Origin of the sequence: Legionella sp. km535 (assembly GCF_003990085.1) — a bacterium.
Lineage (GTDB): Bacteria > Pseudomonadota > Gammaproteobacteria > Legionellales > Legionellaceae > Legionella > Legionella moravica.
In genome coordinates this window covers 1-15,534 of sequence record NZ_RZGU01000013.1, presented here as the reverse complement: position 1 = coordinate 15,534, position 15,534 = coordinate 1, and the positions used below count along the sequence as shown (strand labels likewise).

Genomic DNA, 15,534 nt, shown 5'->3' with positions numbered 1-15,534 from the left:
GGAATGATTATGCACCCCGTTGTAGATCAGGTAACTGAACATATCAGTAAGCGCAGCGCTAAAAGCAGAACTATGTATCTGGAGCAGATTTCCAAGGCCCGGGTTAAAGGCCCACAAAGAAGTGTTCTGCATTGTGGTAATCTGGCACATGGGTTTGCAGCTTGTTCCAGACAGGATAAAGTCCACTTAAAAGGTGAAGCCAAAGCGAATATTGCTATTATCTCCGCATACAATGACATGTTGTCCGCGCATCAGCCCTATGTCTCGTTCCCTGAAGTGATTAAGGAAGCGATTGCCGCGTCAGGTGGCGTTGCTCAATTTGCTGGTGGTGTACCTGCGATGTGCGATGGTATTACTCAGGGACAACCTGGTATGGAGTTAAGCCTGTTAAGCCGTGATGTCATTGCTCTGTCGACCGCAATTGCCTTATCTCACAATATGTTTGATGGTGGGTTGTTATTGGGAATATGCGATAAAATAGTCCCTGGATTACTTATGGCTGCTTTGAGCTTTGGACATTTACCTTTTGTCTTTGTGCCCGCTGGTCCCATGCCATCTGGAATTTCAAATCAGGAGAAAGCCAGAATTCGTCAGTTATATGCCGAAGGCAAAGTGGATAAGAACGCATTATTGGAAGTTGAAGCTGAATCGTATCATTCTCCAGGCACGTGTACCTTTTATGGAACGGCTAATTCAAATCAACTCATTATTGAGTTGATGGGGTTGCAACTCCCGGGTTCTTCTTTTGTAAATCCCAATACCCCATTAAGAAATGAGTTAACCAGGGCTGCGGCAGTACAGGTTTTGGGTTTAACTGATTTAACGAACCAATACATGCCAATCGGACAGATGATTGATGCTAAAAGTATCGTTAATGGGATAGTCGGGTTATTGGCCTCCGGGGGATCAACAAATCACACCATGCATCTCATTGCTATTGCCTCAATGGCCGGCTACACGGTTAATTGGGATGATTTTGCACAGTTATCACAAGTTACTCCGTTAATCACCCGTATTTATCCTAATGGTCAGGCGGATATCAATCACTTCCAAAGAGCAGGGGGAATGGCCTATTTTATTCGAACCTTGCTAGATTCTGGCTTGATTCACCAGGACGTGAATACGGTTGTTGGCTTTGGTCTGGAACACTATACGAGACAACCAGCTTTGGATAATGACCGATTGGTGTGGGTTGACGGGCCATCCAACTCAACCAATATGGATGTATTGACTTCAGTTTCCAGACCATTTAAACCTCAGGGGGGATTACAGGTTTTAAGCGGGAATATAGGACGAGCCGTATTCAAAACTTCAGGGCTTGCTGAAGGGAAGAGCATCATTAAAGCACCTGCGGTTGTATGTTCCAGCCAGGCTGAATTTGAACAGCTTTTTAATCAGGGATTATTAAGTAAAGATTGTGTGGTTGTGGTCCGATTTCAAGGTCCCAAAGCCTGCGGTATGCCTGAACTGCATCAATTGACTCCGAAGATGGGCGTTCTTATGGATAGGGGATATCAAGTGGCATTGATTACGGACGGACGAATGTCCGGTGCATCGGGTAAAGTACCTGCCGCCATCCATGTAACTCCTGAAGCTATGGATGGAGGATTAATCGCCAAAATAGAAACAGGGGATATGATTTTAATTGATGGTGAACGTGGAGTTTTGCAGCTTTTGGTCGATGACGAGGTTTTAACAACACGAATTAATGCAGCATCATCTGATGAGCCGACGCAAGGAATGGGCCGTGAGCTTTTTGGAAGTTTAAGAGCTCAGTTTACTGGGGCAGAACAGGGTGCCTGCAGTTTGTTTAAAGGACAACAGAATTGTTATGACAGTTTATGATTTAACGGATTATGCCATAGTTGCTGACATTGGCGGCACTTTTGCGCGATTCAGCCGTGTGAATTTAGTGAATTTGCAGATGGATAAAATTGAAGTGTATCCTTGTGCCTCATTCAGCAGTATTGACTCCGCATTTATTGCTTATCAGACCCACCATTCCTTGCAGGAACTTAAGCGAGTAGCAATCGCTATTGCCTGCCCTGTGATGGATGATTTGATTTGTATGACCAATTGTCATTGGCAATTCTCGATCAAGGAGTTAAAAAGCCGATTGAATTTAACCGAGCTGAGGGTGATGAATGATTTTACAGCCATAGCGATGAGCTTACCCGCTTTGTCGGATCATGATTTGCTCCAGATTGGAACTGGTTACTCGGATCCTAATAAGGTACGAGTAGTTCTGGGTGCTGGAACTGGCTTGGGTGTCGCTTATTTGGTTCCCAATGAACAGTCTTATACCGCTTATGCCGGTGAAGGTGGCCATGCGGATTGGGGAGCTAAATCGGAACAGGAATGGTTTATATACACTTATTTAAAAAATTACTATCCGCATGTATCGCTTGAACGAATCTTGTCTGGGCATGGTTTGGAGAATTTGTATAAAGCGATAGCCGCATATCGTGGGCTGGATAAAGCGCCTTTAAAAGCCGCGGATATTATTTCGTTAGCGTTGACTCAGGAGTGTCCTATCGCTCAGGCGACAGTAGAACAATTTTTTATCTGTTTGGGAGCTTACGCTGGAGATATGGCGTTAACTTATGGTGCGTTCGGTGGTGTTTATATTGCTGGCGGAATTGTACCTCGACTGGCCTCTCTGATAAAGCAAAGTCAATTTAGGGCCTGTTTTGAAGATAAAGGACGTTTCTCTGATTTTAATGCGCTAATACCTACTTATATGATTAAGGCAGAACAGCCGGGAATATTAGGAGCTGCAACGTCTTTGAGACACTCAATAAAAGGAGCATGTGATGTCGTTTCCTGATGGTCTTACCGCGGAATACGTATTTTCTGCGTCACCAGTGATTCCGGTGATTGTAATTAGGGATTTGAATAAGGCTATTCCTTTGGCTTCTGCATTATTTGCCGGAGGGGTAAAGGTGTTGGAGGTGACTTTAAGAACTCCAGTCGCTTTAGATGCTATTCAATTACTGACTCAAACCTTTCCTGATGCCTTAATTGGTGCAGGGACAGTTATAAGTCCAGAACACTTGGATAGGGTGGCTCAAGCAGGCGCACAATTTGCAATCAGCCCGGGACAAACCAATTCATTATTATTGGCCGGACAGAAGTCCAGAATTCCTCTGATACCCGGAATAGCCAGTGTTTCTGAATTAATGGCTGGTTTGGAGTTTGGTTACAGTCATTTCAAATTGTTTCCTGCGGCTGCAGTAGGGGGGATTCAGTTGTTGCGTGCCCTATCTGGCCCATTCCCGGATGTTCGATTTTGTCCCACCGGGGGTATTACTGAAGAAAATTATCGTGATTATCTTGCCTTGCCTAATGTTTCTTGTGTTGGCGGTTCGTGGATCGTTCCTGAGCAGGCAATAAAGAATAATGAATGGTCATTAATTACGGAACTGTGTCTTTCGATGGGCAAAGATTTACATCACGTTCCATGAGACTGAATTATCTTTTTTTCGTAATTTGGCAGGGTAGTTTCATGTGTAGATGGACGTTAATGAGAAGAACCGGGTTTTAGCTGTGTATATTAAAGGAGTAGGATATGGCTTGGATTGTTGCAATTATTGGGTCTTTAGCTGGATTTTTGTTTGGTTATGATGAAGGCATTATTGCAGGTTCAGTGGATCTGGTAAAAAATCATTTTGATCTGACCGCCACACACATTGGTATAATGGCTTCGGCCTTACCTTTTGGTGCTCTGTTTGGCTCCATGTTAATCGGTATGTTTATGGCATCAAAGGGCATTAAGCGCTATGGTCGACGCTCATTACTGTCTTTTGCAGGGTTTCTCTTTTTCTTTGGTGCTTTAGGAGCCGGCTTTGCCGATTCAATTACCATTCTGATCCTGTCACGATTAGTTCTCGGACTTGCAATTGGCATGGCTTCAGTCCTGACTCCTTTATATTTGGCTGAAACCGCCGCGATTGAAGCGCGAGGGGCGGTGGTAGCGATTTATCAGTTAGCGATGACCCTGGGCATCGTATGCTCCTATTCTGTGAATTATCTGCTCATTGAACATCAGGCCTGGCGAGCCATGTTTGCTTCAAGTGCCCTGCCAGCATTGTTGTTAAGTATAGGCATCTTATTTATGCCTGAATCACCAAGATGGTTGTACAGTATAGGACGACGCAATGCGGCAGCGAAATCACTAAAAAAATTGCGTCAGAGTCGAGATATTGAACACGAACTCATGGACATTGAAGTTACTTTAGCCAATGAACCAAAACAAGGAAACTGGCTGTTGTTATTTAAAAAACCCCTGTTACCGGTATTAATGCTAGGAACGATTTTATTTTGTTTGCAGCAACTTAGCGGCATAAACGTGGTCATTTACTTTGCTCCTGAAATTTTTAAAAATTTAGGTATAGACAGCACAACTGGTCAAATATTAGCGACTATGGGTATTGGATTGGTGAATCTCTTAGTGACTGTTCTCGCTATTCTTTGTGTCGATAAAGTAGGCCGTCGTAAACTTTTGCTAGTTGGTTTTGCGGGTACGTGCATCAGTTTGATTGCCTTATGCCTGTGCTCAGTCAACCAGGTGGCTTGGCTTCCCTACTTATCCGTTATGTGCTTGACGGTTTATATCTTTTCGTTTGCAATTAGTGTAGGCCCTATTCCACATATTGCAATGGCAGAAATTTTTCCACTGCATGTCCGTGGCGCAGGGATGGGATTATCTGCCATGAGCAATTGGACGTTTAATACGGTAGTTATTTTCAGTTTTCCTATCCTGCAAAAGATGCTGGGTATTGATTATACTTTTGCTTTATATGCGGTCATTTGTTTCATCGGACTGATATATACTTATTTTTATATGCCTGAAACCAAAAATATCAGTTTGGAACACATTGAAAACCATGTGATGGCTGGTAAGCCTTTACGATTTTTAGGACGAGAGAACGAGCAATCAGACGATCTCACTACTGAATCGAATAATACATTTGTTCCTTTAACCAATTAATGTAAAGAGCAGGAGCGGTTGATTTGTTTTCGAGTTAACTGGTTTTGCTCAGAAAATTGCATACAAAAGGTATTACTTGAGTTCCGTTGGATCAATCACTTCAACCCGATTACGCCCTAAGATTTTTGCATGATAAAGGGCTTTATCTGCCAAATCTAACAGATTCATCGGAGCACCTTGTTCCGGGATGCAGGATACAAGGCCCAGGCTAATGGTGACATATTCGGAAATGTCTGAATCAGGGTGCGGTAGTCTTAATTCACAAACAGCGTTTTGAAGTGCTTCAGCCATCAATTTTGCACCTTCCATGTCTGTATCGGGTAAAATAAATGCAAATTCTTCACCACCATAACGTGCTATCAAATCAGTAGAACGGCGTATGGTGTTTTTTAATGCCTGAGCAACGCGCTTTAGAGCATCGTCGCCTGCCAAGTGACCAAGGCTATCATTATAGCGTTTAAAGAAATCGATATCGGTCATAATAATGGCTAAAGGTTTTTTATTCCGGCATGCACGATTCCATTCATCATGAAGAAAGTCATCGAGTCGACGGCGATTGGCAATACCTGTTAATCCATCCATATACGACATTTCTTGAAGCAAAGCGTGTAATTTCTTTTTCTCAGTAATATCTTCCCCGACACTCACAAAATGTTGAATGGAGCCATGCTCATCAAATACGGGGGCAATATTCCATGATTGCCAGAAAGGGCTGCCATCTTTTCGATAATAGAGAAGTTCTCCATTCCAGGGTGTTCCTGATTGGATGGTTTGCCATAATTCTGTATAGACGTTTTCAGGTGTTAGATCGCCATGAAAAATACTTGTTTTTTTACCATACAGTTCTTCTTTGGTATAACCAGTGGCTTGTGTGACCTGGGGATTAACATAAACAATGGTTCTGTTTTTATCGAAAATCAGTACTGATGTGGGGCTTTGCTCAATTGCAGATTGCATTTCACGTAATCGATTGCGTTCTTGTATCGATTGACTGATATCATGAAATGCGACAACTGCACCCGTGGTGTTTTCTTTTAATCGAATAGGTGTTGTTATAATTGAAACGGGAAAACAGGTTCCGTCTTTACGCCAATAATAATCATCATCGCTCAAATAAGGTTGTTCGGTTCTTATGACCTTCAGGTTACTGCACAGTTCTATTGGATGAGGTGTTTTATTATGATAAGAGTGATGAAATAAATCGTGGGAATTTTTACCTAGCATTTCAGCTTCAGTATAACCTAACATAGTACACGCTGCTTCATTGACAAACTCAATTAAGGCGTCGTTATTCATGACGATTATTCCTTCCCCTAGCGCTGAGGTAATGTCATGTAAATAATGTTCGCTTGCTTCGACCTGTTTTTTGGCTTCTTGCAAAGCGCGCGTTATCTTGGCATTTGTTTGCAGTGCCATCTCTAACTCTTTGGTGCGTTTTCGTATTTTTTCTTCTAATATAATTGTATCCTGGAATACACCAAACTCTGTTCTAGGAGCATTCATATCTTGCTCCGCTTTATCAATCAACGCCTTAATAATTTTATTGAGCCGCTCAATTTCATCGCGAAGCTCTTGTTCATTTTTAGTTGTAATGGGCTTCTCAGTCATTTTTATTGTTCCGGAATTCACCGATAGCAAGTCCTGTCAGTGTCTGATTGATATGAACACCTCGGAATTGTTCTCCATAGGTGCTAAAACCAACGACGTTATTATTTTTGAACAGATGTTCAATTTCCTTTTTCAAGCCTTTGTGTTGCATTTCTAAATTTCGTAATACGCAGTCACAAGCCAAAATTAATTGTGGCTTACCAATATCGTGCTGAATTTCGTTGAGTGTTTGTTTGATGTTGTTTACAAGATCAACTCCATGAGCAGCCATAAACACCAGGCCATTATCAATTGCGCAATAAAAAGTTAAGCTACCATCGGGGTTAACTTTTTGAATAGAACGAACATAATCTACACCGTTAATGCGAATTACTACGGGCGTAGTTGAAAATTGCATGGGATCAAGTTTATCCATTTTAGCACCAACATTTCGGGCGTATTCTTCAGCAGCTGGGTAGCCATTAATTTCATAAACAACGCGCTGCAAAGGGTCTGCTTGAGTTACTACTAATTTTTCATTACAACCCACAAAATGCTGTGCTTTGAATACTTTAAAAGGATAGGTTGTGTGGATTAAGGTAAGAATTGCACTGTCAGTATGAAAGGCATGATCGGAAAATACCCAAGTCTGTTTAAACTTAAGATCATCTCCTGCGGATCCTCCAAAAAGAGTGACTTCACCCAGTGCATTTTGAAACATGCGTGCAACGGGCTCTTCTCGAAGGGACATGCCATCAATCATCAAAAAAGCAAAACTATTTTGAGGTGTCGTATGAGGCGCTTTAACCTCAAGTTGTTGAAGTAATGTATTAACAAACTCCAGGCTTTTCTCTGTATTCATATTTTGTAAGTTATTGGTACATCCAGTCGCTGCTTTAAAGCCATTGCTGGAGAAGCTTACTCCGGAAAGAGTATATTCTGAATAACCACCAGGGCCTATTTCACCTGCTGTGGTACAGCCTATAATCTGCTCGTTTGGAAAAAGTGAGTTTAAAGCATTCGCTAGCTCATCAAGGTCATAATGGCTGGAACAAAAAAATATAATGAGTTCCATATTGGGCTGAAACACAGCAGCATGGAATTCTTGTGCAGCGATTCGAGGATCTTTCGCGAATGAATGACCGGTTTTTATGGGTTGGAAAACGCTCATGTATCATTCTCCATGTTCTTATTGGGTTTTTAAACGCAACGCGTTTAAAATTTATAATCCTATTACCAAATTATAGTTCAATTTTAAATACAGCTTTGGTTCTTTATGAGTATTTGATTTTAATAATAAAACAGAGCAGGTGTTGTTGATGCTTTGAAGTAGGCAATTTAGTTTAAGAGCAAGGCATTAATTATTGAATAGAGCATCATCCTGTTGAGGATGACGCTCTGATTAAACAATAGGAACGATCATTAAATGAAGATTGACGCATCAATTTTCTGTTCCAATCGTTCTCTTAAGTGAAGCGCCCGAAGCACTGAAACATAACTCCAGGTAAGCGAAGCAGCCCCTTGTTGTTTTCCCGTATTTAAATTAATTTGTTCACTTAATTTCATTTCTGGAGCATATTTTTTAATGAGTTTTAAATAATCGTCCCCTGTTTTAACATATTTAATTATTAATGGTTTATTTGTGGGGGTTATGGCCAAATTATCAGCTAATGTAAAGTAATACTCTGCCATAGTCGCAGTAAGAATAAACCATGGATTTCCTGTGCTGTCGGTATGGTATCCATCGTAAGTATCCCCAGGATACCGCCCAAACAAAATTGCTCCAGAATGATTTTTATTAATGGGAAACATTAAATTAAATTGTTGATGTAATGCCTTGACGGTATTTTTAACAAAGTGATGATCGGGTGAAAACACACCGTTGCTTTGGGGATTAATCAGAATCCCTAAAATAACTGAGGCATCGAGTTCCAATGTTTTTTGTGGGCCCGCATGAGGTGCGAGTGTTGCCTGAATTAATTTATTTTTATGATCCAGATGTTTTTTCAAGCGATTATCAATCAAATTGGCTTGAATTTCATAAAAAACCGCGGCTTCTTCATCATTGAGTCTGTGGGCCAGTTCCGCTCCATCCATCATTGCTTTCTTTTGAGCCATGGCCGTAAAAAAGTGATCTCCGAGTACTTCTTCCCATAAGTCAAAATTGGCATCTTGCCAATGGTGGGCCGTGTATTCCAAATCCATTTTGATTACACCCATAGTTTGGGGATCCAGGCTTTTGTTATACAAATTGGTTTGTACGTAATCCGTTTCATTTTGATCCAGCAACTTTTGAGCAAAACGGATCAGAACGGAGGCACGTAATGCGGGACCATCATTTTGTGGTCTACCCCATGGTCCATCAAAGGGATAACCATCAATATAAAATTTGGGTTCACCTAAAATATCGTATCCAGGGTGGGGATTGTGCTGATGTTGAATGGTTTGCGTCCAGGAAACATAATTGAAAATCCTGTTTTTATATTCAGCCGCATTCGTTGATTCATACCAGGATTCAATCAGGCTCATTGCGATGGCAGAGTCTCTTACCCAGTCATAATAATAATTAGGTTCATGTTGTGAGGGGGAGGCGACTATAGCGCCATTGGGGTGAATATTGGCAAAAAAATGGTTCTTTAAATGCTGAACCTCTTCATGATTGAATACAGAGCCTAGGGCTTGGGATGCTACAAAAATCATTAAAAAAAAGATCCGTTTCAATATAATCTCCTGAAGGACATGTTAAAAAACAAGGTCGACATAGTACAGGAAATGAAATCGTCCGACTATAGGATTGAATCTAACTCATGAATAATTCATGAGGTTACTAAGAATTTTCTTTCGGAGATAACCCCACGGCTGTCCCATTAAAAATATGACGTCGTTCCGAGCGTAGCGAGGAATCTCCTGCAAGGTTGCACGATCCCATTAAAATGCGGCCATTAAAATCATATCAAGAGTTGAGTCTCCCGAGCCAGCCTTTTTCTGCAGGCGCCTAATGCTCATATCCTTAAATTTGTTTAGCGTGTCGAAATGATATAAAAATCCAGGTACATCTTCTGATGACATCATTAAATTCCTTGTAAAAAAAGTTTAAAAGGTAATGATAATTAATGCATTAATTCAGATTGTGCCAATTTGCAGGAGATTCCTCGCTACGCTCGGAAAGACGTCATATTTTTAATGGGACAGCCGCGGGGATAACCCGGAAACCTATTACTACTCCTTGAATTCCCTTATATTTCGAGAGTACAAAGGCAGCAACAGGTTCAGGCGACAAGGAAAACTCAAAGACTTAGAGTATTTGTGTCACTATTTTCTTTATCATTTTCTCCACGATCGCTTTCAAGACTGATAAGATCTTCATCCTGGAGCTTCTGGGTATTATTTTTTTCCTTAATTTGAGTTGCTGCATCACTTAACATGTCTTCAAGAGACTCAATTGCGGAAGTTTTTAATCCTAGAATTGCCGAAACCATACGTTGCGGGGTTTTAAGCACTTCAAATTCCTTAGTTGCTCTTATTGATATAATTAATGTATTAAGATCGTTGATGGTGCTGCACTGTTCTATTTGGTGTTTGAAATCCTCCAGTATTTTTCTTTTAAGTACATCGCCAGTATCTTCCTTGTATTTCCCATTATATTGCGCTGGTACCAAGTGCGATCTTCCTGTGCCATTTTTGCCATAAGGATAAGTATTTGTAAGCCTTATTTTAGATTCAGAGTCTTTTATGCTGGATTCTGATGTGGTTTTTTTCTGTTGATTATTTGATTGATTTTCTTTTTCCAGGCTTATTGGTTTTGGTGATGCAGTTAAGCTGTGCGGTCCATGGGGCTCTTGAGGGGGGGCTTTTTGTTGCTCCTTGAGTGGTTTTTCTTGTTCTAAGGCTACTGATTGGACAGTTGAAATGGCTGCATTATCTGTTTTCTTTATGCTTTGGGGCTCGCTTAACGTAGAAACTGTTGGTGTGTCACCTCTCAATTGTTTCATTTCCGTTTCAACGAGCTCCGTTAATTGCTTTTGTTGTTCAGCCGAGAACGAGCAGCTCCATGGTCTACGGTACTCTATCTTACCTACTGGGGGTAGTTTGATAATTTCAAAAAATCCTTTTGAAAATTCTTCATGAAAAAAATGAAGAATATTGTATGGATGCGCAAAACTTTGCTGTAGGGTTTCTTGAGGAGTATAATAAGAACTTCTTCCTTTTATAAATCGATATAAATCTTTTGGATCGACATTCCCATGTTTACAGTAAAGCAGGAACTCTTCAGCCTGGTTTGCGTGATTTTCAAATTCGGAAAATAAATTATCGGTAGAACTGTTGATCTGTGCAATTTGGTCTTCATTGAATAAAGATTTTACATGATGAAGCAATTCAATCATATTCGGTGGTGGTGATTGCGAATTGATTGTATTTTTAAATTGAGTTAATAATTGCTTGGTTTCAACAGCTAATTTGCTGTTGTTGGCATAATGTTCAATTAATAGGTTAAAGTACTCAATTAAATTAAGCCTAAAATACGGGGTAAGCTTTTCAATTGTGTTGAAATTGTTATCGAGCCAGGATAAAGCCTGTTCATCCGCGTCAATAAGTGAAAAGTGAAGTTTCAATTGTGATGCGGGTTCATAACCTATTATTTGCCTTAGAGCGCCAGGGCCTGAAGTCATGATTGTCGAGTTTTTTCGGTCCGCATTATTCGTGCGAAAACTAAAAAGATTAGCGAACCGATGAGCAGTTAAATAACGTTTGTCTTTACTGTAAAGTTCCTCATAATTTTTTTGGATGACGTCACGTAATTGATTAATCAGTTTGCCTTGGGGGATACTTGCCATAGCATCGTTATTTACAGTATCGTTGCCTCCCCATATACGGCACAGCATGCCCTGTAGCGCATTCAGTTGACCAAGGGGTTTTCGGGGAAAGACATCTTCCGCGTCAAAATACACACCACCCTCATGATAGAGTATTTCAGTTCTTAAGATATCTGATGCAGCGGCATAATTGGAGCCCGGGTCTTTTAGTTCATCTAAATAATACTTGGCGCTGTTCATCCCTGTAAATAACTCAGGTCTTTTTATAACGGCAGGGTCGGCATCGGTGGCATTGGGGTTAATATCAATGATGTTTATCTGATTGGCGTTAGCCCATTCTTTAAATTGTTCATATTCTTCTCTTTGTTTCATCGCTTCAGGTGAATCACCAACAAGATAAGTTGATGAGTCAATCCAGATATTGGCTTCGTAGTCAGGGTTTTTGGTTTTCCACTCGGCGATATTTTTTTTCCCTGCTTCCTTTAAAATCCCTCCTAACCAAATGGCATGGAGCTTTTTGGGAATTATAGTATCGTCTGTTTTTTCAATCATAAGGATGACTCCAAAATATAACGCACAGTGTTTGGGGAAAAATTTATTGTTTATTGATTAAATTATAGACGGTTTTTTTGTTGTTAGAGCGTATCCATTCAGATCTGACAAATATTATCTCCTTATGATTGTAATGGATCGTTTTAAAATTCCATGAGAGCATCTGGTTGAAGCAACAAGCATAAATCAAGGACTTGGAATATTTGTATCTCTATTTTCTTTATCGGTTATTTCAAGATCGTCTTCAAGACTGATGAGATCTTCATCCTTGAGCTGCTGGGTATTATTTTTTTCTTTAATTTGAGTTACAGCATCATTTACCATGTCTTCAAGAGCTTCAATTGCGGATGTTTTTAATCCTAAAATTGCCGAAGTCATACGCTGAGGGGTTTTAAGTACTTCAAATTCCTCAGTGACTATTATTGATTTAATTAAAGCATTAAGCTCTTTGATTGTGCTGCACTGTTCTATTTTGTCTTTAAAATGGTCCAGTATTTTTCTTTTGAGTGCATCGCCAGTATACTTTCTGAATTTCCCATTATATTGCGCTGGTACCAGGTGCGATCTTCCTGAATCATTTTTACCATATGGATAAGTATTCATAAGGCTGATTTTAAGTTCAGATTGGTGTATGTGGTGTTTTGATACCGTCTTTTTCTGATCATGGTTTGATGCATTCTCTTTTTCTAAATTTGGGGGCGTTGGTGCTTTAGTTTCCTTATGTTGATTCTTAAGTGGATTTTCATGTTTTAACGATGCGGATTGGGCTGCTGTGTTTGCGGCATCCTTTATTGTATCGCTACTTTTTTCCTTATTTTGTTGCGTAGAAAATGATGATTTCTCCCCTCTCAATTGCATCATATCCTTTTCAACTTGTTTCGTTAATTGTTTCTGTTCTTCCTCTGTAAATGAGTCGGTCCATGTTGAATAATTATTTCTCAGGGGGGTTTGAGGTAGATTGAGTATTCCAAAAAATCCCTGCGAAAATTCTTCATGGAAAAATTTAATAATATTTAATGGATGGTCGTACATGGGATCTGTATCATCATAATAATCACCTCTGGCTTTAATAAACGCATGTAAATCCTTTGGACTGACATGTGCGTATTTGCAGTACAGCAGAAACTCTTCTGCTTGATTCGCGTGATGTTCAAATTTAGAAAATAAGTTATCGGTTGAATTGTTGATCAGTGCAATTTCTTGCTCGGTGAATAAAGGTTTTACATGATTGAGTAATTCTATCATAGTATTCGATGGCGATTTAGAATTGATTGCATCCTGAAATCGGTGTAATAGCCGTCTGGTTTGAGCATCTGAAATGCTGTTATAGGTATAATGTGTGATTAATACGTTAAAGTACTCCGTTAAATTAACTCTGAAATACGGAGCAACCTGTTCATAGGAATTAAAGTCATTGTTTAACCAGGATAAAGCTTGTCGATCAGGTGTTTTCCAATACGTTTTGGGAAATATTAAATTTTCTCTGGTCATGTAACCGATTATTTTTCTTAGTGCACCAGGGCCTGAGGTCCTGATTGTGGATGTTTTTCTATCGCCATCTTGAGTGCGAAAACTTGATAGATTCGCAAACCGATGAGCAGTTAAATAGCGTTTATCCTGACTATACAGCTCTTCATAATTTTTTTTGATTAGATCGCGCAATGAACTAATGAACTCACTCTTTGGAACACTTGCAATGAGATCATTATTTAGAAGATCACGACCATAACTATGGACCAGTATACCTTTCTCAGCATTCAGTTGACCTAGGGGATTTCGGGGAAAGACATCTTCCGCATCAAAATATATGCCCCCCTCATGATAGAGTATTTCAGCCCTTAAAATATCTGATGCAGCAGCATAATTGGAGCCAGGATCTTTTAGCTCATCTGTATAATACTTGGCGCTGTTCATCCCCGTAAATAACTCAGGCCTTTTTATAATATCTGGGTCAGGATCAGTTGCATTGAGATTAATGTCAATGATGTTTATCTGGTTGCTTTTAGCCCATTCTTTAAACTGTTCATATTCTTCTTTTTGTTGTATCGCCTCAGGTGAATCTCCAACAAGATAGGTCGATGAGTCAATCCAGACATTGGCTTCGTAGTCAGGGTTTGTGGCTTTCCATTTCGCGATATTTTGTTTTCCCTCCTCTTTTAAAATCCCTCCCAACCAAATGGCATGAAGCTTTTTGGGAACTAAAGTGTTGTCAGTTTTTTCAAGCATAGGAATAATCCTCAGAAGATATCGGAATGTGTTTATGGATTAATTTTTTGTCGATTGATTAAAGTATAGACTGTATTTGCGATACTGTGGCGGGGGCGTGCGGTTCTGGGATGGAGTATTTGTAAATTTGTCTTATTCGTCATTTTGAAATTCTATGAGATCACCCGGCTGGCATTGTAAATAATGACAAATTGCTTCAAGGGTCGTGAAGCGAATTGCTTTGGCTTTGCCATTTTTTAAGATGGATAAATTGGCTTCGGTAATATCGATTGCTTCAGCCAGATCTTTTAGCCGACATTTTCTTTTTGCCATCATCACATCCAAATTAATGATTATCGTCATGGCATTATCCTTAAATGGTCAGTTGGGCATCTGTTTTTAATCGATTTGCTTCTTTGACAATCCAGGAGGCCAGTAAAATAATAAATGCAGTAATCAGGGTTGTTGCATTGGTTGAGCCCAGAGTGATGCTTATCAGGCGTTTGCCTACTGGATTATTGAACGTTAATGCTGCAGTAATCAGCGGTTGATAGATTAATTGAATGAACTCTCCAAGGATCATGAAGATACTAATATTTTTAATTAGTTTAATATTTTCTTTCTCAAATAAAGCGCCTTGTTCATATAATCGAAAGAGTCTGGCAAGTTGGCGGCAGATAAGCACTGTAATGGTTATAGGCACAAGTTCTATAGCGAGAATAATGAAGCGATGAGTTAATGATATTTGAGAGGGGTTCTCAACCAGATCTCCGGAAAATATAGAGTGCCATGCTCCCCATTGCAGCATGGTTTCCAAATGAAACAGGATAAGATAAGTTACTCCAAGTGGGAGTGCCCAACCGAGTGTTTGAAAAAAAAGAGACAGAATGTGACTGGTTCTTTTTATTTTATGCATGATGACACCTCAAACGGGATTATTTGATCTGTATTATAATAAATAATTATCGTTTATCAATAATTATTTATTATAATTTTAGGGGCTGTTGACATTTCATTATATTCAAGCCTACTTTCCGCGATTTGTTCCTGAGAGAACCTCACAAAATTTAACCATAGTGATGGATCTCCAGTTGAGCCTGCAAAGAAGTTAGATAAAGCATTTCGAGCATCTGCTCAAATTCATGTTGTTGCAAGGTTACTTTTTTCTTTAAAGCCCGCCTTCCAAGAAACACGATAGATAAAGCATTCGTAACTTTGGCAGAATGAGCTTGAAAATCAGCTGGCGTAGCCTGGGAGCAGGCCCCAAGGGCCGTATCCCAGGGTTTCTTTTAAGTTGAAAATGGATTATTGCCATAAAATTAGTGAAAGAGATTGGTCTAAGTGAGTTTGGAGAGTAAATGAGTGGTGAACTTAAGCTGGCATAAC

General features: G+C 39.9%; 12 protein-coding genes. 4 read left to right on the top strand and 8 right to left on the bottom strand.

The features are described 5' to 3' along the window. Positions 1 to 9: 9 nt before the first annotated feature. From edd to ELY21_RS08785, 4 genes are all read left to right on the top strand, one after another. A complete protein-coding gene (gene edd, locus ELY21_RS08800) occupies positions 10 to 1,845 on the top strand; it encodes a phosphogluconate dehydratase (RefSeq protein WP_127108795.1) in 1,836 nt (611 codons plus the stop codon). Next, positions 1,832 to 2,827, top strand: coding sequence for a glucokinase (glk, locus tag ELY21_RS08795; RefSeq protein ID WP_127108793.1), 996 nt, complete (start codon positions 1,832 to 1,834; stop codon positions 2,825 to 2,827). The genes edd and glk overlap by 14 nt, the downstream gene beginning before the upstream one ends. Next, a complete protein-coding gene (locus ELY21_RS08790) occupies positions 2,814 to 3,464 on the top strand; it encodes a bifunctional 4-hydroxy-2-oxoglutarate aldolase/2-dehydro-3-deoxy-phosphogluconate aldolase (protein WP_127108791.1) in 651 nt (216 codons plus the stop codon). Before glk ends, ELY21_RS08790 begins: the two co-directional genes overlap by 14 nt. A gap of 104 nt (positions 3,465 to 3,568) precedes the next feature. After that, positions 3,569 to 4,990 carry a sugar porter family MFS transporter gene (locus ELY21_RS08785; protein WP_127108789.1) on the top strand — a complete coding sequence of 474 codons (1,422 nt, stop codon included), beginning with the start codon at positions 3,569 to 3,571 and terminating at the stop codon, positions 4,988 to 4,990. 72 nt (positions 4,991 to 5,062) lie between these two features. Here ELY21_RS08785 and ELY21_RS08780 read toward each other — a convergent pair whose 3' ends face one another. From ELY21_RS08780 to ELY21_RS08750, 8 genes are all read right to left on the bottom strand, one after another. Further along, the gene (locus ELY21_RS08780; RefSeq protein ID WP_127108787.1) at positions 5,063 to 6,598 is read right to left on the bottom strand and encodes a diguanylate cyclase; all 1,536 of its coding nucleotides are present in this window, start codon (positions 6,596 to 6,598) and stop codon (positions 5,063 to 5,065) included. After that, positions 6,591 to 7,748, bottom strand: a complete 1,158-nt coding sequence (gene nosP, locus ELY21_RS08775; protein ID WP_127108785.1) for a nitric oxide-sensing protein NosP — start codon at positions 7,746 to 7,748, stop codon at positions 6,591 to 6,593. Before nosP ends, ELY21_RS08780 begins: the two co-directional genes overlap by 8 nt. A 251-nt stretch (positions 7,749 to 7,999) precedes the next feature. Then, positions 8,000 to 9,277 (bottom strand): glycoside hydrolase family 15 protein, encoded by a 1,278-nt coding sequence (locus ELY21_RS08770; protein ID WP_127108911.1) that lies wholly within the window; start codon positions 9,275 to 9,277, stop codon positions 8,000 to 8,002. Positions 9,278 to 9,505: 228 nt separating this feature from the next. After that, complete coding sequence (locus ELY21_RS15600) at positions 9,506 to 9,649, bottom strand: hypothetical protein (RefSeq protein WP_158618535.1); 144 nt, start codon at positions 9,647 to 9,649, stop codon at positions 9,506 to 9,508. Between the two features lie 215 nt (positions 9,650 to 9,864). Continuing rightward, positions 9,865 to 11,943, bottom strand: coding sequence for a TcdA/TcdB catalytic glycosyltransferase domain-containing protein (locus ELY21_RS08765; protein ID WP_127108783.1), 2,079 nt, complete (start codon positions 11,941 to 11,943; stop codon positions 9,865 to 9,867). A 186-nt stretch (positions 11,944 to 12,129) separates the two neighbouring features. After that, positions 12,130 to 14,169, bottom strand: coding sequence for a TcdA/TcdB catalytic glycosyltransferase domain-containing protein (locus ELY21_RS08760; RefSeq protein WP_127108781.1), 2,040 nt, complete (start codon positions 14,167 to 14,169; stop codon positions 12,130 to 12,132). A gap of 132 nt (positions 14,170 to 14,301) precedes the next feature. Next, complete coding sequence (locus ELY21_RS08755) at positions 14,302 to 14,511, bottom strand: helix-turn-helix transcriptional regulator (protein WP_127108779.1); 210 nt, start codon at positions 14,509 to 14,511, stop codon at positions 14,302 to 14,304. A 10-nt stretch (positions 14,512 to 14,521) separates the two neighbouring features. Continuing rightward, a complete protein-coding gene (locus tag ELY21_RS08750; RefSeq protein WP_127108777.1) occupies positions 14,522 to 15,064 on the bottom strand; it encodes a DUF2975 domain-containing protein in 543 nt (180 codons plus the stop codon). Between the last annotated feature and the right edge of the window lie 470 nt (positions 15,065 to 15,534).